Origin of the sequence: Niastella yeongjuensis (assembly GCF_900110245.1) — a bacterium.
Classification (GTDB): Bacteria; Bacteroidota; Bacteroidia; order Chitinophagales; family Chitinophagaceae; genus Niastella; species Niastella yeongjuensis.
Genome location: NZ_FOCZ01000011.1, coordinates 192,372 through 218,140 on the forward strand (window position 1 = coordinate 192,372; position 25,769 = coordinate 218,140).

A 25,769-nucleotide genomic window follows, 5' to 3' on the forward strand; every position below is an offset into this window, starting at 1 on the left:
GGAGATCTAAATAAAAGGTTTTGTTCAGGAAACGGTAGACGCAAAAATTTGCATGGGCAAACTATGCCTGTTATTAGCAGATAAGATCCGTATTATTTTACTTTCTGTACAAACTCTGTAGTGCCACGCACCACCAAACCTGGTGATATTTCTATCTTGGTTTCTCCGGGTATGCCATTTCCTTTTCCCAGCTGTTCCATCAGCAGCTCAAGGGCTGTTCTGGCAATTTCTTCTGCCGGCTGCTGAATACAGGTAATACCCGGTGGATACAGGCGGAACACGTCGTGGTCATCGAAACAGATCATGGCCAGGTCGTCGGGTAGCTTTAAACCAAGGCGGTGTATGCCTTCCAGCCCCAACAATCCCAGGTAGTTGGTGGCAAAGAATACGGCCTCTAACTCAGGTGTATTCTTTATGAAATCTGTGACCTGTTGTATGCCTTTTTCTTTATCTTCTTCATATTTAAGGGACAGTACCAGGTTTTCGGTAGTTAGCCCTTCCTGGTGCATGGTATCGTTATAGGCCTTCAACCGTTCTTCCATTTGTACCAGGTTCAGGTCAACGGTTACAAACCCTATACGGCGATAGCCTTTTTCAATGAGGTGGGCCATTCCTTTCTTTACCCCTTCATAGTTATTTACCAGCACATGGGGCACATCAATGCCGGGAAAATAGCTGTCCATCAGCACAACGGGTTTATTGTCGGCTATGAGTTCGTTAATGTCTTGTTCCATGCCGGGGGTAGGTGTAATGATGTAACCATCAACCTGGCGTTGTGCCAGCATGCCTATCAGTTCCTTGCCCTTCTGGAGTTTATTTTCAGTGCTTGTGTACACAATCTTATAGCCAAAGCGGGCGGCTTCCTCTTCAATGATGCGGGAGAGGGAGGCAAAAAAATTGCCCGATATGGTTTCAACGATCAGACCTAATATCTGTGACTTTCCGGTTCTTAGGCTTACTGCCACCGGGTTGGGATGGTACCCTTCCTTTTTGGCAACCTCCATGATCTTACTGGCAAGCGTTTCACTGATCCGCATTTGCTTGGCTTTGCCATTCAGAACAAAAGATACGGTTGAGGGCGAAACACCGGCTATGCGAGCTATATCTTTGAGGGAGACCCGTTTCATATTTGATTATATGTTATATAAAGGAGACTACTAAACTATGAAAATAAAACTTACGAAAATGGTTTTCCCCTATATAATAAAAAAACCCCGGTGTTAACACCGGGGTTCGTATAGTAAGTTGGAAGTTTAATTACTTAACTTCTACTTCAGCGCCAGCTTCTTTCAGCTTAGCAACCAGAGCGTCAGCATCAGCTTTGCTGATACCTTCTTTAACTGGTTTTGGAGCACCATCAACTAAGTCTTTAGCTTCTTTCAGACCAAGACCAGTCAATTCTTTAACCACTTTAACTACGTTCAGTTTGTTAGCGCCACCGTTTTTCAGGATAACGTCAAACGCAGTTTTTTCTTCAGCGGCAGCAGCGCCACCACCAGCAGGACCAGCAGCAACAGCTACAGCAGCAGCTGCAGGCTCGATGCCATACTCGTCTTTCAGGATTTTTGCTAACTCGTTAACTTCTTTAACAGTCAGGCTTACTAACTGCTCAGCGAATGCTTTTAAATCTGCCATTGTTGTAAATTTTTCCCGCCTTCATTGCCTGTGCTCCGGCGGAGTTTAAAAAAATTTGTTTCCAATAACCCACAGGCATGGGTTAATATGTTGAGAATACGTTCAGTAATTACTGAGCGCGGTCTTCTAATGCTTTGATCAAACCAGCCAGTTTGTTGCCAGCGTTCAGGCCGCTGATAACATTCTTTGCAGGAGATTGCAACAGACCAATGATTTCCCCGATAAGGTCGTTTTTGCTTTTCAGGGTAGTCAGGGTAGTCAGTTGATTGTCGCCCAGGAATACATCACCATCGATGAAAGCAGCTTTCAACTCTGGTTTCACCGCAACCACTTTACCTTTGGTATTGGCGGCGCGGAAGTCGCTGATGATCAATGCGGGTTCCTTGGCGTTATCGCTGAACATCAGGGCAGTTACGCCGTTCAGTGATTCAAACATGCCAGCAAATCTTTTCTCGTCCAGGGCTTCCAAAGCCTTACGGATGAGGGTATTCTTGGCCACTTTCATTTCAACTTTCTTGTTGAAACATGTCCGACGCAGGTTAACTACCTGTTCAACTGTCAAAGATTCTGTATTGGTAACATAGAAATTGTTGTATTGAGAAAATTTCTCTTTCAATACTTCAATTACTTCGTTTTTTTCCTGTTTTGTCATAACGCTAAATTTTTGTTGGTTCAACTCATAATTCCGGTTTGGCCGAAACTACTTCGTCGCGTTATTAAAGTTTAGTTCATTAAAGATTTTGTCTCTACTGCAATAGCCGGGCTCATAGAGCTAGCCATAAACACGCTTTTCAGGTAAGTACCTTTTGCAGAAGATGGCTTTGCCTTGATGATTGCGTCGATCAGCTGGTGGCTGTTCTCGGCAATTTTCTCAGGGCTGAAGCTTACACGGCCGATAGAAGCGTGGATGATACCAGCTTTATCAACTTTGAAAGCGATCTTACCACCTTTCATGTCGTTTACAGCAGCAGCTACATCATTGGTAACAGTACCTGTTTTAGGGTTAGGCATCAGGTTACGTGGACCTAAGATCTTACCCAGTTTACCAATTTTAGGCATTACAGCAGGGGTAGCGATGATAACATCTATATCAACCCAGCCACCTTCAATTTTTTGAACAAACTCATCCAGGCCAACAAAATCGGCGCCGGCTGCTTTTGCATCAGCTTCTTTATCGGGCGTACATAAAACCAGTACTCTTTTTGTTTTACCGGTACCATGAGGCAGGATAACAGTACCACGAATAGCCTGGTCGGCTTTCTTGGGATCAACACCCAAACGGATGTGAATGTCTACCGATGCATCAAACTTGGTTGTATTTATGGTTTTCACGATAGAGGAAGCCTCTTTCAGTGAATACAGTTTATTTTTATCGACTTTCGCGTCGACTGCTTTTCTTTTTTTAGGAACTCTTGCCATTGTAATTCAGTTTTACGAGCCCCGTGTTACCGGGACAGTGAACAATTAATTTTCCCAGGGAGCTTTACCATCCACGGTAAGACCCATGCTGCGGGCTGTACCAGCCACCATGCGCATAGCACTTTCCAGGGTGAAACAATTCAGGTCGGGCATTTTGTCTTTTGCAATAGCCTCTACCTGGTTCCAGTTCACTTTACCAACCTTATTACGGTTAGGCTCTTTAGAACCGCTTTGCAGTTTAGCAGCTTCCAGCAACTGAACGGCTGCAGGAGGAGTTTTAATTACAAACTCGAATGATTTGTCGGAATAAACGGTGATTAACACGGGAAGTACTTTTCCCATTTTATCCTGCGTGCGGGCGTTGAATTGTTTGCAGAATTCCATGATATTGATACCCTTGGAACCCAGTGCAGGACCTACAGGAGGAGCCGGATTTGCCTGGCCGCCTTTTACCTGTAGCTTTACGAAGCCGGTAATTTCTTTTGCCATGTTTACTGATTTATTGGTTCAAACGATGGTTCGCTTTGCCGGAGGGCTAGGCTACTTGATCTCCCAAATTCCTCTGATCCCCTTTTTGGGGAACTAAAAAGAACTTTCTTTTGGGGCTGCAAAGCTAAGAAAAGATGTTTTATAAACAAACCTTTTTTTTACCCCTTAAATCCGGCTGTAAGATAGGCCAAATCCAAAGTTCCGGGTGCTATTAGGTTATTTAGTTCTATGTTCTCAGTTCTTTGTTCTTCGGCGAAACGATACCATCCTCCTCCTATAGGCAGAGGGCTTGCAGGATCAGCGATAGACGTTCAGCATCGGTTGCCGCGATGGCGCCAGCCCCGCGAAGAGGTGTATTGGCTTACATCTGTGGGTTGTATTGGGTTTCCAGCCTACAGCTTAGGGCTGTTCCGCCTTGCGGCCTACTGCCCTTCTTCCCATTGCCCATTGCCTATTTCCCATTGCCCTCTCCCCTTTTTTAACAGCACCCCTAACTACCTTCCTCTGCCACCTCATAAAAACACCGCTTCTCCTTATACAACTACCATACATTACTCAACGTTATTTGAACATATACTACCTTTGTGCTTGCTTATTTATCGATCATTGAAGTGTTACTGCCGGTTAAACGCTTTATTAAATTTCAAGTAAGAATAAAGTATGCCATAACCTGTGGCCGACAACGAACCAACGACAGCTTCCATACAGGTATTCAGCCACCATTTTTAACGCCCGACCTGCTTATACAGCCGGCCTGTTCACGCGCTGAAACCCAGCACCGGAGAGGGTTTCACAGTAGATGAGGGTTTAACCACAGCTTACCTGTCTGTATAGTGCCGGTACATTAAAAACACATCACAATTACTCATAAATGATGGCCGGGGTTTTGCAAGAACAAACACATAAAACAGCCCGGTTGCCCTTTATAAAGAGGGATCACTGTTAGCAAAAAAGGGGGAGTTTTTTATAATTTGAATTTTTATACGTAGCTTTTGCGTTTATTTAGTAATAACGCTTCTTCTATAGAAATTAACCAACAACAAAAAACACATCAACACTATGGCCAAAGCAAAGAAAAAAGCAGCAAAAAAAGCCGCACCTAAGAAGGCAGCTAAGAAAAAATCACCGGCCAAAAAAGCGGCTAAGAAAGCCGTGAAGAAGGCTGCCAAAAAAGCTGCCAAGAAAGCTGCTAAAAAAGCCGCTCCTAAGAAAGCTGCAAAGAAAGCAGTGAAAAAAGCCGCCAAGAAAGCCGCTCCTAAAAAAGCAGCAAAGAAGGCAGCCAAGAAAGCAGCGAAAAAAGCAGCGCCCAAAAAGGCCGCTAAAAAAGCCGCTAAGAAAGTTGCTTCAAAAGCGCCCGTTAAAAAGGCAGCAAAAAAAGCAGCACCTAAAAAGAAAAGAGCTGTATCAAAACCAGTAGCTGAAGCCGTTCAGGATGAAGTGATCATTATGCCTCCTGTAATGGACGAGGATGATGCCGTTGAAGAAACAGAAGTTGATATAGATGTTGATACTGACGACAACGACGATACCGAAGTAGATATTGAGATCGATGATGTAGAAATCGACACTGATTCTGACGATGATGACAACGACAATGAAAACGTCGGGGAAACTGTTGAAGACGACATGGACGATGAAGATGATGAGGATGATGAAGATGAGCAGATGTAAGCTAATCCATGTGATTTGCTTCAACCTAAAAGATTAACCTTTCCCGATGAGGAAAGGTTTTTTCTTGCCCAAACGTTTCCGGCCAACCGCTTAGTACCCCCATGTTTCATTGGGGAATGAGCAAAAAAAAACATCTGCCCGAAGACAGATGTTTTATAGTATTTTATGAGCGAGGTCTTAGCTTAATTTTTCAACCTGCATGTAGTTCAGTTCTACCGGCGTTGAACGGCCGAAGATCTTCACCGTCACTTTCAGCTTCTTCTTCTCATCGTTCACTTCCTCAATGATACCATTAAAGTCGTTGAAAGGTCCTTCTATGATCTTGATGGTTTCACCAACAATAAATGGCTCACTCATGCTCACACCACCGGTCTCTGCCATTTCATCCATTTTACCGAGCATTTTATTAACCTCGGCCTTACGCAGGGCAATGGGATTTTCCTTACCCAGAAAATGGATCACATTCGTAGTATTCTTAATTGCTTCGCGTAAATCGTCAGAAAGTTTATTTTCCAGCACTTCAATCATAACATAGCCTGGGTAATAGTTTCTTTCACGCATTACCTTTTTGCCATTCTGCACCTTATAAACCTTTTCCACAGGCAGAAACACTTGCTTCACTACCTCACCCCATCCTCCGCGGGAGATCTCTTTGTCAAGGTATTCTTTCACCTTGCGCTCTTTACCGCTCACCACCCGCAGCACATACCATTTAGTTTCTTGTTGTTGAGTAGCTTGTTCCATTATTAAAATAAAGAATAAATAAAATGAAGGGCCGACTGGGCAACCAGGTCCATAACCCAAACCACTCCGGTGATCAACAAGGTAGCTACCAGCACAATAACCGTAGACTGTTGTAATTGAGCCCACGTAGGCCAGGTCACCTTTTCAACCAATTCCCGGTATGATTCCCTGAGGTAAGTTGATATCTTATTCATATTCAAAGAATTATGGAAATTAACCAGCACGGGCACAAGGATTCGAACCCTGATCAAAGGTTTTGGAGACCTCTATTCTACCGTTGAACTATGCCCGTAGAAAGCAAAGTACCTGGAACTAAAAACCAAGTACTTTGCAAATATACTAAACGCTTACCACTCAATAACCCTTTTCAGGGCCGAGGGGGCGATTATTTCAGGATTTCAGTAACCTGACCGGCACCTACTGTACGGCCACCTTCGCGGATCGCGAATTTCAGACCTTTTTCCATCGCAATAGGCTGGATCAGTTTAATGTGCAGGTTGGTGTTATCACCAGGCATTACCATCTCAGTACCAGCTGGTAATTCTACTTCACCGGTTACGTCAGTAGTACGGAAGTAGAACTGAGGACGGTATTTGTTGAAGAATGGAGTGTGACGTCCACCTTCTTCTTTGCTCAGTACATACACTTCACCTTTGAATTCAGTGTGAGGAGTGATAGAACCTGGTTTTACGATTACCATACCGCGGCGGATATCTTTTTTATCAACACCACGTAACAGCAGACCAGCATTGTCACCAGCTTCACCTTCATCCAACAGTTTGCGGAACATTTCCACACCTGTTACAGTAGAAACGAGTGGTTTTTCAATCAAACCTACGATTTCTACACCTTCACCTACTTTAATACGACCTCTCTCGATACGGCCGGTAGCAACAGTACCACGACCAGTGATAGAGAATACGTCTTCAACTGACATCAGGAATGGTTGGTCAACTGGACGAGGAGGCAGAGGAATGTAAGTATCTACCGCTTCCATCAGTTCAATAACACATTTAACCCATTTTTCTTCACCAGCCAGAGCGCCAGTTGCAGAACCTTTGATGATTGGAGTATTGTCGCCGTCGAAACCGTAGAAGCTTAATAGCTCGCGGATTTCCATTTCAACCAGCTCCAGTAACTCTGGATCATCAACCAGGTCAACTTTATTCATAAATACCACCATACGAGGAACGCCTACCTGACGAGCAAGCAGGATGTGTTCTTTTGTTTGGGGCATAGGACCATCTGTAGCAGCCACAACCAGAATTGCACCATCCATCTGTGCAGCACCAGTGATCATGTTCTTCACATAGTCAGCGTGACCAGGGCAATCCACGTGTGCATAGTGACGATTAGCAGTTTGATATTCCACGTGCGCGGTGTTGATTGTGATACCACGCTCTTTTTCTTCAGGAGCTGCGTCGATTTCGTCATATTTTTTTGCCTGCGCCAGACCTGACTTAGCCAGGATGGTAGTGATGGCGGCAGTTAAAGTAGTTTTACCGTGGTCAATGTGACCGATAGTACCAACGTTAACGTGAGGTTTATCCCTCTTGAAAGTCTCTTTTGACATCGTTATCTGTTTTTAGTTGTGGTGTTTATAATTTATTAAAACGAATCCTTTACACTCCTAACAGAGGAAAGGATTTTATGTAACCGGCACCAGAAAGCCTATGAAGCTTCCGTTGCGTCGCACACTTCATCTTTAGATCTATACCCAGCCCTCTCCTCTTTCCGGTATCCTCCGGTCAGCAGCTGATATAGGGAAATTCAAAAAACTAATGAGTCGTTAGTGAGAATCGAACTCCAGACCTTCCCGATCATGATCGGGATGCACTGCCTGAGTTACAACTTTCATCAACATTTCAAAAATCTAATGAGCCGTTAGTGAGAATCGAACTCACGACCTCTTCCCTACCAAGGAAGTGCTCTACCACTGAGCTACAACGGCTGATAGGTTTATGAGGCAAAAAAACCTAAAACCCAAAGAGCGGCTGGCGCTCTTAAACTCCTAAATGAGCGGAAGACGAGGTTCGAACCCGCGACCTACAGCTTGGAAGGCTGTCGCTCTACCAACTGAGCTACTTCCGCATTTTAATGAGCCAATTAGCTTAAAGCTAATTCCCAATTGAAAAAGAACTTAACACGAATGTGCCCGCCTTTGCTAGTGCTTGGCGGGCCATGTGGGCAGGAGAGGAGTCGAACCTCTGAAGTCGAAAGACAGCGGATTTACAGTCCGCCCCATTTGGCCACTCTGGAACCTGCCCGGGAAATACCAAATTAAATTTGCAATGTGAATTGCTGAGCCACTTGTCGGAGTCGAACCAACGACCTACTGATTACAAATCAGTTGCTCTACCAACTGAGCTAAAGTGGCGTATATTCTATCAAAAAACTTTCAATCTATTCCTCAAAACACCCGGCAAATTAATTGAAACTCAACCTAGTGTAGTGCTTCTCTCGCCTCATTTTCGCACCCTCTATTTTTTGAGGGATGGCAAAGGTAGGAGAATTTGTGTAACTGAAAAATTTTGATGGAGTTTTTTTTTCTAATTTTCAACGATTTGCAAAATCTTTCAAGGAACACCGTTATGCAGCTGCAAAAGTGGCGCTTTACAGGCAATTTTCCATGAAAAATTGAAACCTTTCTTGCAGGGACATAAAAAAACCTCCCCAAGGGGGAGGTTTTAGAAGGTGAACTTTGTATAATTTCTGAAAAAATAGATTAAGCGTTCTCAACTCAGGCAGCTTGCTTCTCCTTTTGCCTCTTCACCTGGTTAACCAAAGATTCCAATGCATTCTCGAAAGACTCCTCAAAAGATTTGGAACTTGATTTCACAAAAAACTGGTGGCGTGGAACCTGGACTCTTATTTCTGCGACTTTGTCTTTTATCGTGTGCACCACATTATCCAACTTCAGGTATACGTCAACCTTGATAATGCGGTCGTGAAAAGTATTAATTTTTTGAAGTTTACGATTAACATATTCGATCAATTTTGCATCAGCAGTAAACCGCACAGACTGAATGTTTACGTTCATAACAATCGCATTTTAACAGTGAAACAATATTTAAACAATAAATGAAAGATCTGATTTTAAATACCACCATATTATATTGAGTGAGAGTATAGAAGAGGTGGTTGACATGAGGATATTATACTACTACATAAGCTCCATATTTAATCTTTATGAAGATAATACAACAAGCCTGTATTTCCAAATTAAAAATGCCCCGTAATTGTCAAATAAATGAGCTTTACTACAACAAAACCATTACCACTCTATTAGCATTTCTTTAGCATCTGTCAACAAACAATTATTGTCATATTGCTACATGATCGTCCTCCATAAAATAGTCCGCTGTTATGCCTTCGGATGCGCCTTTTTATAAATGTCTTTTAACTTCTCAATAGTATTGTGTGTATAGATCTGAGTAGCAGCTAAACTGGAGTGACCCAATAACTCTTTCACCGCATTCAGGTCGGCGCCATTATTGGTTAAATGTGTAGCAAATGTATGCCGTAATACGTGCGGGCTCTTTTTATCAATAGTCGTTACTACACTTAAATATTTCTTTACTGCATTGTATACAAAACCAACAGTCACCTGCCGGCCTTTATCATTCACTAATAAATGTATCTGATCTGGCTGCTCCAGTGTACGGGCCTTTTGAGTTACATAGTCATCGATCTCTTTTATCAATACTGCACTTACCGGAATAACCCGCTCTTTGTTCCCCTTCCCCAGCACTTTAATATTATTGGCGGCCCTGTTCACCTGGGTTTCTTTAAGGCTTATCAGTTCCGACCGCCGCATACCGGTATTATACAATATAGCCAGTATCAGCCTTTCGGTACGCCCATTCCAGGTATCGGGAAATTCAACATGATTAAACAGCGTCTCCATATCCTTTTGCTCTACATACACCGGCAAACGTTTGGGTATTTTAGGCGATATAATGGTTGCCATGGGCGATTGCTCCAACTCACCGGTGCGCAGGTAATACTTAAAAAATGATTTTAAAGAAGAGATCTTGCGGTTGATGGTTTTAGCGCTGTTTTTATTCTCTTTAAGCGAAGCCAGCCAGCTGCGTACAAAGGAGGGTGCGATCTCTGCCAGCGCCGGTTGTGGCATACTAAACTGGTCATACAAATAGGTAAAAAACTGCTGCAGGTCCTCCTGATAAGCCATGATGGTATGGGCAGAATACCTTTTTTCGAACCGAAGGTAGTTCAGGAAGTTATTTACAATTGCTGCATGTTGTAATTGCTTACCCATATTCCAAATGATCATTAAATATACTTAAATCATTTAATCACAAGTACAACTGTCGGGCAAAAGCGGCAAATCAGATTTAAACAAGGAGTTGAAAACAACCCGGAACTGGTTAACATTACTAATACTTTCATAAAACCGGCTATAATCATGCTCAGGCAGGTATACAGCATTGAAATTATTAACGGGTTCAATTGATTTCCCATTAACAAACAAAGACCGGTAACCGTGATCACTCATTACAATAATTACCGCCTCCCCCTTCGTTTTTTTGAGCAGTTCGTTTACCAAACCAGTCACGACCTTGTTGGAATACACAAGGTATTGTAAGTAAGCATTGTTTTCTGCATTGCTGTTTGATGTGGTATCCATATCCATACTCATGCCCCTGCCTAAACTGTCGTATAAAAAAGGTTTATGCGGCATCATCAGGTGGGCATATACAAATTTGGGGCGCCCGCTTGTTGTTGAGGCTGCAGATTTTGTCAAATTAATGATACGCTCATTTCCATCCCTGAATCGCTGGCGCAGATCATCTTCTACCCAACTGAAGGTATGGCCGAGATATACCCTTAATATCCATGACATATCCTTATCCATTCTGGATAACAGCGTTTTAGACGTTATCAGCTTTAACCTGAAGGAAAACAGGCCCGGATCAAATTGGGATGGTTGTTCCCCAATATCGAAAATTGAATAGTTATGGATCTCGTAGCCATTTTGCTTCAGGAACCCGACCACCTTATTGTCTGAAATAACTTTATTGGCCCTGGCATTATCAGCAGCCGATTCTTGTCCCTTCGGTAACCAACCGAGATAATCCATGGAAAGCGTAGACGCAATAGAATATACAGTCATTGTATAGTTACATTGCGGCGAAGCCGCCACGTAAAAACCCTGCTGTTTAAAATTATGCTCAAAAGCACTATTATCATAATTGAAATAGCGGCGAAGCGTACCGGATCCACTATATTCATCCATGATCAGAAAATAGATATCAGGTCTTTTCCGCTGCTCACCATGCTTATCGTTTATCCCAGTTCCGTTACTGGCAACATGGGCAGCACTACTCCCCTGCAAGAGAATAAAGCCAATATCGTATATTATAAGAAAAGTAAAAACGCAATTAAGATACACGGTCGCTCTTTGAAAAGTACCAGGTGACCGTTTCAGATAAATGAAAAGTATAATGATCCCAATTATAAAGATCGAAAAAAGATACCTGTAATGAGAAAGCACGCCCAGAAAAGGAAGCACTTTTAAAGAATCGGCGATTGCTCCATAAAAGAGCGAAAAAAGCAGCACAAGAGTTGTTAAAATGCCTGCCTTACCAGCCGACCTCAGCAATCCCAAAAACAATAAAAAAAACAGGGACGCAACCAACAGCTGAATGGCAAAATAATACAGCATATCGCCAAAAGGTATCAGCCCAATATACTCGCTATAACCATGCGTTAAAAAGAAAATAATAATTAATACACTATGAAGAGGGAGCTTTTTGAATGGCCTGACAAAGTGCATACCGACCTGAATTTCTGAATTAATTATTTCTCCTTCAAGGACCTATATCCCTAAAACCAAAAAGGCCACTATAAAAGTGGCCGAATATGATTCGTGTGAAGACATTAAAGATTAACTTTCGATCTGTCCGCTGGCGATCTTCTGCTTGTACACAGCTTTCAACACAACGTTACGACGTTCTACCGACGGCTTAGTGTAAGACTGACGAGCTCTCAGTTGCACCAGGATCTTAGCTTTCTCAAATTTCTTTTTGTACTTTTTGAGGGCTTTGTCGATATTTTCGCAATCTTTTGAATCGATAATGAGCATATATTATATACCTCCTTTAAGGCGTTTTAGGACTGCAAATATAGCCGAATTTTCCAAAATTCACAAAATCCCCCTAAAAATCCGATTTTTGCCCCATGTTTACAGGAATAATCGAAACCATCGGCCAGGTAGAAGAAGTGATAGTTACAGGTACCAATAAAACATTCTGGATCTCTTCTCCCCTCTCCCACGAATTAAAAGTAGACCAAAGTATTTCCCACAACGGCGTTTGCCTCACAGTGGAAGCGCTGCAGGACAGCCGCCACAGGGTAACAGCCATTGCCGAAACGCTTCAAAAAAGCAATATCGGTCACTGGCAAAAAGGCGACATAGTGAACCTGGAACGCTGTATGATCATGAATGGCCGGCTCGATGGCCATATTGTTCAGGGCCATGTTGACACCACCGCCACCTGTATTGAAAGAAAAGCACTGGATGGTAGCTGGGAGTTTCGCTTCCGCTTTCCCGACCAGTTCTCCAGCCTCATCATTGAAAAAGGCTCCATCAGCCTGAATGGCATCAGCCTTACCATTTTCAATGTAAGCGTTAACGAGTTTACAGTGGCCATCATACCCTATACCTTCGAACACACAAACATTCAGAACATCCAGTCGGGAACAACAGTGAACCTTGAGTTTGATATGGTAGGGAAATATGTGAACCGGATCCATCAGGTGAACAAGACAACCGTTTAAAAATTTCAAAACTCCCGCCTTTTGGAAGCACCTGTAAGTGGCTTCGGGATGCAGACACAGCCATCCCACGCAATTTCCGCTAACGGGGCCGGCAAATATATTCCTGCCCTGGATGGGTTACGTGGTGTGGCCATCTTACTGGTTATCAGTTATCATTATTTTGTAAAATATACCAACTGGGTGCAACCCGGCTGGTCGGGGGTTGATCTGTTCTTTGTTCTTTCCGGATACCTAATCACCAAACGCCTCATAGAGAACAATGACCATCCCAATCGCTATGTCTTGTTTTACAGGAACAGGGCGTTGCGCATTCTACCGTTATATTACCTCGTGCTGATTCTTTTCTATGCGGGCATTTATATAATAGTAAGTCCGCAAAACATCCATCGTTTTGATTTTTATTTAAACAATAAGGCCCGTTATCTGCTCTTCCTTCAAAACTGGTTATTCCTGCACACCCGTCCGCCGGAAGGGCACCTGATCCATTTATGGTCTTTGGCCATCGAGGAACAGTTTTACCTGGTGTGGCCCCTGTTCCTGTATGCTTTTTATAAGAACAAACACTTTAAAAACATTTTATGGGGCATCATCATTTTCGTATTGGTATTCAGAAATATTCTTTATTACTTCAATAACCAACCGATATATTATTTTCATACGCTGTGCCGCATAGATCCATTGGCCTGTGGTGCTTTGATCTACTTTGTTTCTCCCGATAAAAAACAAGCAGCCATCATAAAGTGGCTGGGCATAGCAGGCGCCCTGGTAATAATCGCCGGCATACTAGTAATAAAAACGCCATGGCCTACTTCAGCTTTTAATACAACTATTGGCTATTCGGCATTTGCTTTTCTATTTGCATCGGTGCTTTACAATACCATCCATAATCCCGGTTCATTAACAGCTGTGTTAAAGAACCCTGCTTTACGATTCATTGGAAAGATATCTTTTGGATTGTATATTTTTCATCTTCTCGTACTGGACAGTTGCCTTCAGGGAATAAGCACTATATTGCAACAGTTGTTTCATGCTCCTGTAGTTAAGTATTTGCCTGAGATCATATGCTTACTGATCAGCTTCATACTCAGTATTATCAGTTATTTTTTTTATGAAAGTTATTTCTTAAAACTGAAAAACAATTTAACCCGATGAAGCAATATATACGATTGGGCTTTCTGCCCCTTTTTGTTATATGGGCAATCATTCAGGGTATTTTCATTTACCATCATGGTATTATTACCACAGGCGAACCTGAGAAATATATTACCGAAGGCCATGGCTTTTTAGCCACAGGTACTTTAAGCGCACCCAAATACTGGCTTTATTTTACCCAGATCGGCCTGTTGGCCATTGCATTTAAAACAGGCCTTGGCTATTCATTTGCATTGGTTGTACAGCTGCTTTTCAGCGCTCTGGCTACCTGGTCATTTTACCAACTGCTCGGCCGATTATTTCCGTACGAAACAGCTTTTATTGGTACCCTCCTGTTATTGTTGAATTACCCCTTTCAGGAATTCAATGTATACCTGCAAACAGAATCCATTTTCTATAGCTTTACTATTCTTTTCAGTACGTACATGCTGCAACTATCAAAGTTAACGCCGTTACGTTTTACCGGAATTCTCACAGCACTGGCTATTCTTTGTATCACCCGCCCTACAGGTATATTATTCGTGCCTGTCGCTTTTATTTATCTGTTTTTTGCCTTTCTTAAAAACATGGATATAAAGTTGAAGATAGCCATCACATGTACAGTAGCCGTTATCTTTATCTGGGTCCTCAATACGCTGCTGGGTAGTGGAGGCGACCTTGATTTCATGTTGCCCTACCGTGAAGAACATATCATTTGTGGCTTCCCAACCCTCAACCAGCCTGCGGCTATAGATTCAACGTCCAATGGAAATAGCGTGTATGGACTTTTATATTATATCACCCATAACTTCAGCCAGTTCTCCCGGCTTGCATTGTTTAAATGCAAATCGTTCTTTGCTTTGATGCGCCCCTATTACAGTACGGGACATAATATACTTTTGGCAGCTTATTTTTACCCGTTATATGCCCTTGCGATTTTAAGTATTAATTGGTGGCGAAAGCACCAGGCTTATCCGCTGTTGTATGTGTCCGGATTGATCCTGATCACGCTCGGCACTACCTTGCTTACCTGCGACGACTGGCACAATCGCTGGTTCCTTACAATTTCACCCTATTTATTGCTATTGGCTTTACCGGCCATAAACAAATTGGTTCTTATGTTGCAATCGCGTGGTCAATAACCCGATTATTCTATCCTGAGCCAGTTATTCAATGGCCGCTCTACGAGGTAATACAACAGGATCGATAACAACACTAATGAGATAAAGACAAGGAATAAATTTAAATTCAGAAAAGACAACAGCCAATCAGCAATAAAGCCGCCATGGATCAGGAACAATGCATACGCACTTTTTCCCAGCACCTTGAACAGGGATGTTGATAACAACCGGCTGAACCAGGTAATTTCGGTGATCAACCCAAATAGTAATACCGCAACACTAACAGGAAAAACAAACATACTCAGCACCTTACCCACAGGGTACTGCGCTACAGCCTTATCAGGACTTATCAATGCAGCTATAATGATCACCATCAATGACAAACACCCCCCTGTTACTGTATAAGGTATGGATCGTTTTGCAGGCGGGGGCGTAGCAACCTGTTTTGCCTGCCACTGCCTGAACCGGAAAGCCAGCCATATACCCGTGAAAAACTCGAAGCACCGGCCAAAAAAGGTCGTCAAAAGCAGAAAATGAATGTTATCAAAAAATCCCCTGAATGGAAAATAAAAAAAGAACAGCACCAGCAATAACCCTACGATCCAAAAAAAAATAACTTGTTGCCACCACCAGTTCATCGTGACAATAAGCAAATATATAAAGGGGAATAAGATATAAAAGGTCACTTCGGGAGTCAGGCTCCAGGCCGGGTAAATGCCTGAAAACATATACCACGATGAAAACCCATTTAGAAATGACAGATTAAGAAAATAAATACCAACCAAATGCACTATGTCGGGCCGCCGGAAATGCAAAATAATAAACGTACATGTAAGCAGGATATAATAGAGTGGGATTATGCGGGCCACCCGGTTTACATAATACTTTTTCAGAAATTGTTTATTCAGTTCGCCTTCTTTCCCATAGTTATAGCAGATCAAAAAGCCGCTCAGCACAAAAAAGACATTCACCCCTAAATAAAATTGTTGAAATACTGCATGTATGTACGATGTGGGCGCCGGCGTATTGGAATGAAATAAGAAAATCATTACAACTGCAATAAACCGGAGACCGGTCAATGCAGGCAATTGTTTAGTTGAAAGCTGACTGGTGGCCATATTTCGCAAATTAATTCAAATGTTCCGGCTATAAAAAAAGTATCAACCCAAAGGATTGATACTTTTTCCATGACGTAATTATCATACTAATGCATCAGGTACATTTTACCATACCCGTTGTTAAAGTATTTATCGGTATTGTCGCCCGACGCTTTATATTTATCGAGTGTTTTACCATTCAGCGAAGTGATTACCCGGTACAGGTAAACCCCATTGGCCAGTTTATCGCCATACTGATCCCTGCCATCCCATTTGTAGTCGGTAATATTTCTACCAATATGCAATGGGCCCAGCTCATTCGTCGTGATCTCTCTTACAATTTTACCGGTCACTGTCAGAATCTGGATCCGCAGGTTCTGTGGTATTTCACTACCGGTTAAAGTAAACACGAAGGCCGTTGATGTACTAAACGGATTTGGATAATTCAACAAATTAGAGATCATTGGTTTGGCAATAACCCGGAACCCAATCCGGTAAGCCATATTACCTGTTTTATTTCCACTTGCATCCTTACCGGTTACTACAAGCTCATAATCATCACCCTCTGGGTTTATCTGGGAGGTGAACTGTGGCGTAAATTCAATGGTAGCGGTATTATCGGAGGTACTGGTTGCAGGTATAAATCGCAGGGTATCTCCATCATTAAAGTGATAAGTACGCAAGTTGCCATCAGGGTATTTGACCTGCACGGTACTGATAGAGGTATCACTCAGCAGCCTGTACATGCTTTCGTCCTTTATCTTGATCTGGATATGTGGTTTTGCAGACACAATATCTTTATTCAGGATATGCACTCCGTCGAAGGTTACATCCATTAACGGACTGGTTTGGTCAGCAATAACATACAAATTATGGTACAACACATTGTTGAAATGATAATACTCCGGCTTATCATTATCAGGGTTCACTTCTATTTGCACCACATTGTTCCCGGCATAATCTTTTGTATCTACCATTGCCTGCACCAGGATAGTATCACCAGCAACGATAGGCTTATACTTTGAGTAAGAAAGCACATGCGTATTGTTATTCCTGTCAATAATGCTTACCCTTACCAGCATGCTGTCAAAATTGAGCTTACTGATATTTTTATAGGCGATGGAGAAGGGTACTTTCTCGCTTAGGAATGCTGTGTCCCTTGCGGAGAAGGCAATGTTCGCAGCCAGCGCTCCTTCAGGTACCGGATCATATAAAACACGCCAGTATTTCAACTGAAATGGTGAAACGGTTATTGAGTCAATGTTCCGCATCTTTAACTGCACAAATGGATAGAATCTGATATCGATATTTGAGATGTCAAAATCGCGGGTATTTTTATCAAGCGTGAACAGCACCGTTTCCTTACCAGTATAATCACTTCCTACTACGTCCACAGTCGGATTGTCATTTGATGGATTTTCAATTGATTTTCCATCCCATACAACCCTTCGCCATTTCGCAGCAGGCCCAAACTTCGGCGAATTGATATACCCCAGCGTATCGGGGGTGATTATCTTTGTTAAGAGAGAGATCCGTTTTGCAATGTCTAAACCACCAGGACCAATAACGTATTGGGGCGGAAAAAGACTTCGCCGGTCTTTCCGGTACAGGAAGATGAAAGCCCTTGTTGTGTTTACAGAATCAACTCCCACAAATCCCTGCTCCAACAACCGGTGATAGATCGAATTATTATGGCCAAAATAAGCCGTATCATTCTGCCATTCACTGGCAAACATATTCATCCATGGATAATCGCTGGTAAAAATATTATTGACTGCCACATATGATCCCGATGGTATCATATCCAAAAAGTTCAATATCGCTCTCCGTTTTGCTGTATCTGCCTGTGAAAAATTAAATTGGAATTGCCATCTGCGATTAACACCACAAACAGGATCACTGCCAAACCGCCCGGGTAGAAGTGCGTCATTATTATACCAGGCAGCCAGGGATACTGAATCGAACACATAAAATACCAGACCTGAAACGCTACAAACGCTCTGGATCTTGTCGTCATAATTAATAGTAACGCCAATGTCCTTCGCCTGAGTGGCGGCAGCAGGGAAAACACCATTATTTATCAAAATAGAATTCTCCCTGGTCCCATATTTCCAGGTATGATCCACAGAATCAAGGAAGACCCTGACAGTTTCGTCGTCTTTGAACTGGTGGTATTGCGATTGACTGAACCCGTCTACATGACCATTGATGTACGTAAAGGACACTGTGTTCCACCTGATGTCGTTTGGATTAGGCATGTCGGGAGCTATGCGCCAGTAGTAAACCGTGCTATCCAGGTAATGAAGCCCCGGATCAAATTCAATTATTCCTCCCCCGGTGGTAATGGTTTTCCTTATTAACAAATTCGAATTAAATGCACCGGCCGTATCAATTTCCATTACCCAGTTTTTACTCACACTTTCCGGATTGGCGGTAGATGCGATCAGTTTTTCAGTGGCATCATTAGTAATGGCATATGCATACGGGAATACCGGCCGTGCTTCATCTTCATATATGTAAAAATCTTGTGAAGCAGTATTATTACTTTCAGAGATTTCAGTAATAGCTCCATTTCCATCTATGGTAGCAATTATCTTATTCAATCCTTTATCACGGGTAGCCAAAAGTGGTACCGTAAGCACCACGGAATCAGATTCTCTAACACCCCTTATTTTTTGACTGAATAAAACGCCGGTTGTTCCATTGGGATATTGTTGCTTTATTTCAAACAAAACCGAATCAGAAACTGCCTTCCCCAGGTTCTTCACTATCACTTTTACATCAAACTCTTTTTCAGCCAGGGAAATAAAGACCGGGGTAACTTTTATCAATGATTGCTCGATCACATAATCAGGCTTGGGTTGTGCATTGATCACTATTGCCGGATCGCCGTTCAGGGTCATTTGCTCAGCATGCATACGGGCATAAAAATCATATGAACCTACACCATTGATCATATTTTGAAATGCATCACGCATGGTAACTCCCAAAGGTTTGTCAAAATCACCGGAGCTGAGGATCTGGTACAAACTCGACAAATACATATTCAAATAGTTCACTACACCAAAGTGAGTACTGGCTATAAAAGCAATGGCTCCACGCTGTTTGGCCAGGGTAAACTTTTCAGACAATGTTTCATTCACCTGCAACCGCGGGGCGTAATAAGTAAAAAAGTCACCCGCCTTACAACCATTTACAAAAAATACCGGGTACTTGCCCTGGTTATTGTAATGGTAAGGGTCTTCTATATTAAATTCAAGCGTAGTTGCAGAAGAGTGCCCAAAATAAGTAAGGAAAGAAATCCCTTCAGTAAACAATTTCGATAATCTATCCGGGGAAAATTGATCTATATCACTCGTTGAAGCTTTACAAAATGTATATACATGCCCCCCATACAGGGTATCTTCAATAATGCGTCTATAGATATCCATGTAATTACACAGCACAGTTCCCAGATAGGAATCGGTAGATCCGGTCACATGCACAACATTCTTCATCCATGCCCTGTCAGCAATGGTATTGCCTGCATTTTTTTGAACCAGCTCATACTCTTTCACCTTCTCCAGGTAATCCTCGATTTCTTTTCCTGCCACCACCGATAACCGGCCAATGGGAGTAGTGGCTACTGGTACAGTCAGGTCTTCAGCACTCAACAGGTTATCTGACCCGGGGTACCCAAACGTAGGCACCAGATTAAGCTGATTGTTCAGCGGATAACCACCGGGAGCCCGGTCACCCACCTGATATTCGTAATAAGTTACGCCCTTTCCAATCAGGAACACATTTTCCGGGGGTTTCGGAAAACTATCCCTCGCATACCTGATGAAATTACGTACAGACAACGGGTGTTTATTAATCCCAAAAGCAAACTGATCAACCAGGTCGCCTATCTCGGCAATCATCACTTTTTTATTACCCCCTGCTGCTGATTCCCGATAGCTTTTGTAATCCTGCACCGGGTTGTTACCATTTGAACCTACATACAGGATCGGGTTAGAAACTATGATGTACATGGCCTGGCCGGTAGCAGCAAGCGCTTTATAATTAACAAAATTGCGGGAAGACATAGTCGTTACCGTACTGATATTGGAACCATCTTCACTTACCAGCACCAGATGCCGGCTGACAGCCGATCCAGGCAAGGCAAATTCTACTACTCCGCCATTGAGGTTGGCTGTATATCTTTCTCCATTCTTTCTATCATACAACACAGGCAATGCGCCACCGAAAGCAAAATTGCTGATTCTCAGAAAATAACCGCCTGACTTGGCAGGTAATTCGAATTTAAAATTACTGGCCCCGTTAAAGTTGAATGTTCGCGGGTAGGTCAACTCAAGGAACGACACCACCATTCGATCTGTACCACTGATACAGCTATTATTAAACGATACCGTTAACGAACCGCTGCTGATACTGTTGTTATCGATCGGGGCTGTAGTAACAAGATCATCATAATAGCTCATCACAGTATCCTTTACTGTAACCCCATTAGCCCGCACTACTATATTCCGGGTATTGGAAGCATTACCAGCAGCGCCAAACTTCAGAATGGAAGGCTGCCCCGCAGGATATACATTTAAATTAACTAAAGGTGTACTGAGAGTACTTGCAGGATCGATATTGGGACTGGCAAAAAACTCGCCTTCGTCGTAGCTGGAAGAATATACATCTGAACCTACATTCCATGCAACACCCAGGTTGGGTTTATTACCAGGCGTTGTTCCATAATAGTATCCAGAGGTGTACATGAAATAGGGTTCAACCGGCAATGAATTGCCCGCCACATCATTGTTCACATCAATATACCTGATGCCGGCGGCAGTATTGTTACTTACACTCAGAAAGTAAGTAGCCGTATCCGATTGTAAACTGTAAACTTTGGTATGTTGATACGATGGGTCTCTGTATAATGCATTATCAGGTTTACCATCATTTTTTTCACCCCAGAACTCGATATAACCGTTTGAAGGCAACACGCCGCTCGATACGGATGGGTAAAATGGTACCCTTTCCCCGTTTCGCCATAGCTCCAGAAACTGCACCTGTGCCCCGCCGAGGCCATAGGCATCCAGCAAAGTTTTAGGAATGCGGTACAAACCGTCGTTTGCAATCCTGATTTTATAATAGGTTTGGGAATAATGGATCCATTCATGATTGTACTTCTGGCTAAACGCGGTAAAGCCCGCCACCAATAGTAACAGGGTTAAAATCTTCCTCATAGTTATACAAGTTTCAGATTCCTTTCAATAGGGTCGTTTACTTTTTGTTTCCCTTTTTAATCAAGTCCACTCTTAATGAAAACACATGGGTATATAACGGATTCGATTGATTTGCGAGGTTGGTAAAAGCATAATCTATCAACACATTCGAAATTCTGAAACCGGCGCCTACAGCAGGTTGATAAATCCATACTTTCTTTGTATTGGTGATATCGTCATCATCCAACGCCCTTTGAAAATTATTAATACCGCCCCGTACAAAGAACACATTCTTCCAGGAAGCTTCCAGTCCCAGTTTGGGGTCAAGGCTTACCACGCTGGAGCTGATGACAGTATTACGACGGCCATCAAACGTGAGGTCGAAATTGGCCTCCGCCATCAGGTTTAAATTCTTACTGAGCTTAAAATTATAATTGCCGCCCACTATTAATTTGGGGGCGGTCAACTCAGTTGATTTACTGGGAATATCGTTACCGGTATAATAAAACACCTCCCGCATTTTTTCAGGCAGGCTGTACGACCAGGCGTTGAAGGTAGTGGTAACATCACGGGCCATAATACCCACCTTCCATTTGGCATTCACGATCTGGATACCTGCATCAAAACCAAAACCCCAGGCCGAAGCCAGGTCTCCCGCTTTGCGGTGAATGATCTTGGCATTGATACCCCCGCTGATCTTACTTTTACCGGTAGTTTTTATGGGCTGAGCCAGAGAAAAAAGGAAAGCATAATCGGCAGAAGAAAAAGTGGTGATATTGCTGAAATTGATAGAGCCATCCGGTTCAACCAGGAAAACGGTATTGGGAATGTCATCTACCGCAAACCGTAAGAGCGAAAGGCCTAATACCCGTTTATTGTCTTTTAACGGTATGGCCAAACTGCCGTAATCGTATTTACCTATTCCGGCAAAATACTCGGCGTGCATTAAATTAAGCTGGGGATTGTCTTTCACATTTACCAATCCGGCAGGGTTCCAGTAACCAGCTGTACCATCGCTTACCGAAGCTACCTGTGCACTGGCCATAGCCAATCCACGGGCTCCTGCCCCAATATTCAAAAACTCATTAGAATATTTACGAAACTGCGCATGGGAAACTTGCTGTAACAACAATACAGACAGGGTAACGTAAAAACGGGTCCTTTTCATTGATCCAATTTTCGAAATAAGCAACTTGATGAATAGACTATTTCTTTAGGATATTGGCTGCACCCGTTGGCAAAGTGAGCTTTAATTGTGTTGGCAAAGAGCCGCTTTTAAACAGGGTCGGGGCCAATATAAACAAACGATTTTACAATTAAAATATTGCATCTTTCAGCCAAAGTTCCGGTAATCCTTACATTTGCATAAATCATTGATTTACTACATAAAATCATCTATTAATTACCGGTGAAATATGTAGGAATACGCAAAGTAAACCCATAAGGTTGGCAATGCGAAATCATTTTATTACTCGTTTAATGTCAATATAATATGAACCTGGTAGCAGAACTTAAATGGCGGGGTATGATACAGGATATTATGCCCGGAACCGAAGATCAGTTGAACAAAGAAATGACCACCGGCTATATCGGCTTCGACCCCACTTCGGATAGTCTTCATATTGGGAGCCTCGTACCTATCTTATTGCTGGTACACATGCAACGGGCAGGCCATAAACCCATTGCTCTGGTAGGCGGCGCTACCGGCATGATCGGCGACCCCAGCGGAAAAAGTGAAGAAAGAAACTTTTTAAGCGAAGAACAGCTGCAGAAAAACCTGGATGGCATAAAAAATCAGTTAATGCAATTCCTTGATTTTGATGCCTCCAAACCCAATGCGGCCGAAATGGCCAATAACTACGACTGGTTCAAAGACATCTCGTTCATTCAATTCCTGCGCGATGCAGGCAAGCATATCACGGTCAACTACATGATGGCCAAGGATAGTGTAAAAAAACGCATCGAAGGCGATACCGGTATCAGTTATACCGAGTTTGCATACCAGCTGATGCAGGGATATGACTTCTACTGGCTGTACCAGCATAAACACTGTAAACTGCAAATGGGTGGCAGCGACCAATGGGGTAACATCACCACAGGCACGGAATTCATTCGCCGTAAGGCTGGTGGGGAAGCATTCGCGCTTACCTGCCCGCTGTTGACCAAGTCTGACGGCGGTAAATTCGGGAAAAGCGAAAAAGGCAATATATGGTTGTCGGCAGAAAAAACTTCGCCCTATGAATTTTACCAGTTCTGGTTCAACGCTGCCGATGCAGATGCTGAAAAATGGATAAAAATTTTTACGTTCCTGCCCCAGGAGACCATTGAACAATTAATAGAAGAACACCATAAAGATGCAGCCGCCCGCTTATTGCAAAAAACGCTGGCTAAAGAAGTAACCGTTTTTGTACATGGCGAAGCCGGTTATCAGGCTGCGTTGGAAACCACTAAAAAACTCTTTGAACAAAAGGAAGCACCGGCTGAATCGCTGACTATTGAAGACCTGCAAAACCTGGAAGGGGTTCAGCAATTTGACTATGAATTGTCAAAAGTGCAGGCAGGCGTCGATGTAGTCACGTTCCTGGCCGAAACAAAGATCTTCCCCAGTAAAGGAGAAGCCCGTAAAATGGTGCAGGGAGGCGGAGTAAGCATCAATCGTAAAAAGATTGAGGATGTTCAACTAAATGTCAATCCATCTTTATTGCTCCATGGCCAGTACATGCTGGTTAATAAGGGTAGAAGACACATTTATCTGGTTAAAGTGATATAACTTTATTATAAGCAAAAGAGGTAAGAAATACGATGTTCCCGCATTTCTTACCTCCTACTTCTTACCTCCTACTTCGCTTTCTTCTTCCAGTTCGTCACAAAATCATTTATTCCTTCCGCCAGTATATCAAGCTGGCCAGTAGTAGTATACACGTTGGGGGTTATACGCACCCCTCTTATGAGCTCCCAATTAACGTTGGTTGTATGAATTCTATATTTGTTCCATAAAAAAACGTCGAGGTCGGCAGGGGTAAAACCCGGTGCATTATAATTCACCAGCCCAATGCCGCAGCCAAAACCCGGTTTCATGGAAGTGCCGAATTCGATACCCGGAATATCTTTCACTTTGTTCATCCAGTAATTTTTAAGATAGAACAAACGCTGCTCCTTGCGCTCGGCGCCGATCATTTCATAAAATTCGATGGCCTTACCCACTGCCTGTTCAATAAAGAAAGGACGGGTACCCAGGTTCTCAAATTTGCGAATATCATCAGCCCGCGCATCCGGTGCTGCAAATAGCGGGTACAGGTTTTTGATCTTTTCCTTTTTTACATACAACACCCCTACCCCAATACAGGCACTAAGCCATTTATGCAGGCTGCTGCCAAAATAATCGGCGCCCAGATCAGTCACCTTGAATTGAAAATGCGCAAAGCTGTGAGCGCCATCCACCACTACTTCAATGTGCCTCAAATAGGCAGCATCGGCAATTTTTCGTACAGGCATTATTTGCCCGTTCCAGTTAATTACATGGGTCAGGTGTACCACCCTGGTGTTGGGGGTAAAGGCCTGGGTATACAGTTTTACCAGTTGGTCGTTATTTTCACTGGGCAGCGGCAGGTCTACCCAAACGAGTTTAATGCCATCGCGTTGTTCCCGCTGTTTCCAGGCATTGATCATATTGGGATAATCCTGTTTGGAAAGCACCACTTCATCGCCCGCTTTAAGGGACAAACCAAAGATGATGGTCTCCAGCGCCTCAGACGCATTACGCTGAATAGCAATTTCTTCGGAATCACAGCCGGCTATGCGGGCCAGGTTACGGCGAAGGGGTTCCCGCCCCTGGTCCATAATACGCCACATATAGTAGCTGGGCGCTTCATTTACCTGGTCGAAATTGCGTTTCATGGCTTCCTGCACCGGGATGGGTGAAGGGGCCACGCCGCCATTGTTTAAATTGATGATGGAGGGGCTAACCGTGTAGGATTGTTGAATGTAATGCCAGAAGTCTTCATCAGAGGCCAGTTCACCCGGCGATTTATTGCTGGCGGTTGCCAGCGCCTGGTTCAGGTGGCGGCTCCAGGCCGGCTGGGTCAGGGTTGCCAAAGCCGTTCCTGCAGTGAGGGACCTGACGCTCTGTAAAAATGAACGACGATTAAATGTTCTCATGTGAATTTTTATTGATAAGGTAATCGGTTACAAACCAGCTGCTCGAGAAAAAAATCTTCTGAAAAAATAAAGAATTTATGTCATTTTCCTTGGGAGAAAGAACAAAAGCCCCTACTTTTGCACTCCCTTTACAAAAGGGACCAAGGCTGCCCGATAGTATAATGGTAGTACAACTGATTTTGGTTCAGTTTGTCTTGGTTCGAATCCAGGTCGGGCAACAGAAACCCTTTCGCCAGCAGGCGGAAGGGTTTTGTTTTTCTGGCAGCGTTCCGAACTTGTTCGGGAAAGCAGAAAAACAAAACGGA

21 protein-coding genes and 6 tRNA genes are annotated in these 25,769 nt (G+C 43.1%); 6 read left to right on the forward strand and 21 right to left on the reverse strand.

Features of this window, described 5'->3' with window-relative positions; genetic code table 11:
* Nucleotides 1-92: 92 nt before the first annotated feature.
* The 5 genes from BMX95_RS25770 to rplK all read right to left on the reverse strand — a co-directional run bounded on the left by BMX95_RS25770 (nucleotide 93) and on the right by rplK (nucleotide 3,543).
* Nucleotides 93-1,127 carry a LacI family DNA-binding transcriptional regulator gene (locus tag BMX95_RS25770; RefSeq protein WP_081197556.1) on the reverse strand — a complete coding sequence of 345 codons (1,035 nt, stop codon included), beginning with the start codon at nucleotides 1,125-1,127 and terminating at the stop codon, nucleotides 93-95.
* A 130-nt stretch (nucleotides 1,128-1,257) separates the two neighbouring features.
* Nucleotides 1,258-1,635: a 50S ribosomal protein L7/L12 gene (rplL, locus tag BMX95_RS25775; protein ID WP_081197555.1), complete on the reverse strand. Its 378-nt coding sequence runs from the start codon at nucleotides 1,633-1,635 to the stop codon at nucleotides 1,258-1,260.
* A 109-nt stretch (nucleotides 1,636-1,744) separates the two neighbouring features.
* Entirely contained in the window at nucleotides 1,745-2,287 is a 543-nt protein-coding gene (rplJ, locus tag BMX95_RS25780; RefSeq protein WP_081197554.1) for a 50S ribosomal protein L10, read from the reverse strand.
* Between the two features lie 71 nt (nucleotides 2,288-2,358).
* Nucleotides 2,359-3,054, reverse strand: coding sequence for a 50S ribosomal protein L1 (gene rplA / locus BMX95_RS25785; protein WP_081197553.1), 696 nt, complete (start codon nucleotides 3,052-3,054; stop codon nucleotides 2,359-2,361).
* A 45-nt stretch (nucleotides 3,055-3,099) separates the two neighbouring features.
* Nucleotides 3,100-3,543: a 50S ribosomal protein L11 gene (gene rplK / locus BMX95_RS25790; protein ID WP_014221090.1), complete on the reverse strand. Its 444-nt coding sequence runs from the start codon at nucleotides 3,541-3,543 to the stop codon at nucleotides 3,100-3,102.
* A 1,059-nt stretch (nucleotides 3,544-4,602) separates the two neighbouring features.
* Between rplK and BMX95_RS35100 the strand changes: the two genes are divergently transcribed.
* Entirely contained in the window at nucleotides 4,603-5,214 is a 612-nt protein-coding gene (locus tag BMX95_RS35100) for a hypothetical protein (protein ID WP_081197552.1), read from the forward strand.
* A gap of 177 nt (nucleotides 5,215-5,391) precedes the next feature.
* On the opposite strand, the gene nusG is transcribed toward BMX95_RS35100, so the two are convergent.
* The 12 genes from nusG to rpsU all read right to left on the reverse strand — a co-directional run bounded on the left by nusG (nucleotide 5,392) and on the right by rpsU (nucleotide 12,064).
* Nucleotides 5,392-5,958: a transcription termination/antitermination protein NusG gene (gene nusG, locus BMX95_RS25800; RefSeq protein ID WP_081150214.1), complete on the reverse strand. Its 567-nt coding sequence runs from the start codon at nucleotides 5,956-5,958 to the stop codon at nucleotides 5,392-5,394.
* 2 nt (nucleotides 5,959-5,960) lie between these two features.
* Entirely contained in the window at nucleotides 5,961-6,152 is a 192-nt protein-coding gene (secE, locus tag BMX95_RS25805) for a preprotein translocase subunit SecE (RefSeq protein ID WP_081197551.1), read from the reverse strand.
* 27 nt (nucleotides 6,153-6,179) lie between these two features.
* Nucleotides 6,180-6,250 (reverse strand) — tRNA-Trp (locus tag BMX95_RS25810).
* 93 nt (nucleotides 6,251-6,343) lie between these two features.
* Nucleotides 6,344-7,531, reverse strand: a complete 1,188-nt coding sequence (tuf, locus tag BMX95_RS25815) for an elongation factor Tu (RefSeq protein WP_081197550.1) — start codon at nucleotides 7,529-7,531, stop codon at nucleotides 6,344-6,346.
* 306 nt (nucleotides 7,532-7,837) lie between these two features.
* Nucleotides 7,838-7,909, reverse strand: a tRNA-Thr gene (locus BMX95_RS25820).
* Between the two features lie 67 nt (nucleotides 7,910-7,976).
* Nucleotides 7,977-8,049 (reverse strand) — tRNA-Gly (locus BMX95_RS25825).
* A 93-nt stretch (nucleotides 8,050-8,142) separates the two neighbouring features.
* Nucleotides 8,143-8,225 (reverse strand) — tRNA-Tyr (locus BMX95_RS25830).
* Between the two features lie 37 nt (nucleotides 8,226-8,262).
* Nucleotides 8,263-8,335 (reverse strand) — tRNA-Thr (locus BMX95_RS25835).
* 363 nt (nucleotides 8,336-8,698) lie between these two features.
* The gene (locus tag BMX95_RS25840; RefSeq protein WP_081197549.1) at nucleotides 8,699-8,998 is read right to left on the reverse strand and encodes an HPF/RaiA family ribosome-associated protein; all 300 of its coding nucleotides are present in this window, start codon (nucleotides 8,996-8,998) and stop codon (nucleotides 8,699-8,701) included.
* A gap of 324 nt (nucleotides 8,999-9,322) precedes the next feature.
* Entirely contained in the window at nucleotides 9,323-10,252 is a 930-nt protein-coding gene (locus BMX95_RS25845; RefSeq protein WP_242672986.1) for a tyrosine-type recombinase/integrase, read from the reverse strand.
* Nucleotides 10,253-10,270: 18 nt separating this feature from the next.
* Nucleotides 10,271-11,755: a sulfatase-like hydrolase/transferase gene (locus BMX95_RS25850; protein ID WP_107686008.1), complete on the reverse strand. Its 1,485-nt coding sequence runs from the start codon at nucleotides 11,753-11,755 to the stop codon at nucleotides 10,271-10,273.
* Nucleotides 11,756-11,866: 111 nt separating this feature from the next.
* Nucleotides 11,867-12,064, reverse strand: coding sequence for a 30S ribosomal protein S21 (gene rpsU, locus BMX95_RS25855; protein ID WP_081197547.1), 198 nt, complete (start codon nucleotides 12,062-12,064; stop codon nucleotides 11,867-11,869).
* A 95-nt stretch (nucleotides 12,065-12,159) separates the two neighbouring features.
* Here rpsU and BMX95_RS25860 point away from each other — a divergent pair, with 95 nt between their 5' ends.
* From BMX95_RS25860 to BMX95_RS25870, 3 genes are read left to right on the forward strand one after another with little or no spacing between them, the layout of a single operon-like run.
* On the forward strand, nucleotides 12,160-12,759 hold the full coding sequence (locus tag BMX95_RS25860; RefSeq protein ID WP_081197546.1) for a riboflavin synthase: 600 nt from the start codon (nucleotides 12,160-12,162) through the stop codon (nucleotides 12,757-12,759).
* A 21-nt stretch (nucleotides 12,760-12,780) separates the two neighbouring features.
* Nucleotides 12,781-13,911 carry an acyltransferase family protein gene (locus BMX95_RS25865; RefSeq protein ID WP_081197545.1) on the forward strand — a complete coding sequence of 377 codons (1,131 nt, stop codon included), beginning with the start codon at nucleotides 12,781-12,783 and terminating at the stop codon, nucleotides 13,909-13,911.
* Entirely contained in the window at nucleotides 13,908-15,032 is a 1,125-nt protein-coding gene (locus BMX95_RS25870) for a glycosyltransferase family protein (protein WP_081197544.1), read from the forward strand. The genes BMX95_RS25865 and BMX95_RS25870 overlap by 4 nt, the downstream gene beginning before the upstream one ends.
* A gap of 5 nt (nucleotides 15,033-15,037) precedes the next feature.
* Here BMX95_RS25870 and BMX95_RS25875 read toward each other — a convergent pair whose 3' ends face one another.
* The 3 genes from BMX95_RS25875 to BMX95_RS25885 form a co-directional block, all read right to left on the reverse strand.
* Entirely contained in the window at nucleotides 15,038-16,129 is a 1,092-nt protein-coding gene (locus BMX95_RS25875) for an acyltransferase family protein (RefSeq protein WP_081197543.1), read from the reverse strand.
* An 86-nt stretch (nucleotides 16,130-16,215) separates the two neighbouring features.
* Nucleotides 16,216-21,327, reverse strand: a complete 5,112-nt coding sequence (porU2, locus tag BMX95_RS25880; RefSeq protein WP_081197542.1) for a putative type IX secretion system sortase PorU2 — start codon at nucleotides 21,325-21,327, stop codon at nucleotides 16,216-16,218.
* A 37-nt stretch (nucleotides 21,328-21,364) separates the two neighbouring features.
* Nucleotides 21,365-22,474 (reverse strand): putative type IX sorting system protein PorV2, encoded by a 1,110-nt coding sequence (locus BMX95_RS25885; protein ID WP_081197541.1) that lies wholly within the window; start codon nucleotides 22,472-22,474, stop codon nucleotides 21,365-21,367.
* A 324-nt stretch (nucleotides 22,475-22,798) separates the two neighbouring features.
* Here BMX95_RS25885 and tyrS point away from each other — a divergent pair, with 324 nt between their 5' ends.
* Nucleotides 22,799-24,076, forward strand: coding sequence for a tyrosine--tRNA ligase (gene tyrS, locus BMX95_RS25890; protein WP_081197540.1), 1,278 nt, complete (start codon nucleotides 22,799-22,801; stop codon nucleotides 24,074-24,076).
* Nucleotides 24,077-24,144: 68 nt separating this feature from the next.
* Here the strand turns inward: tyrS and BMX95_RS25895 are convergent, their stop codons facing one another.
* A complete protein-coding gene (locus BMX95_RS25895) occupies nucleotides 24,145-25,464 on the reverse strand; it encodes an aminotransferase class V-fold PLP-dependent enzyme (RefSeq protein WP_081197539.1) in 1,320 nt (439 codons plus the stop codon).
* A gap of 147 nt (nucleotides 25,465-25,611) precedes the next feature.
* On the opposite strand from BMX95_RS25895, the gene BMX95_RS25900 reads away from it, so the two are divergent.
* A tRNA-Gln gene (locus BMX95_RS25900) sits at nucleotides 25,612-25,682 on the forward strand.
* Nucleotides 25,683-25,769: the final 87 nt, after the last annotated feature.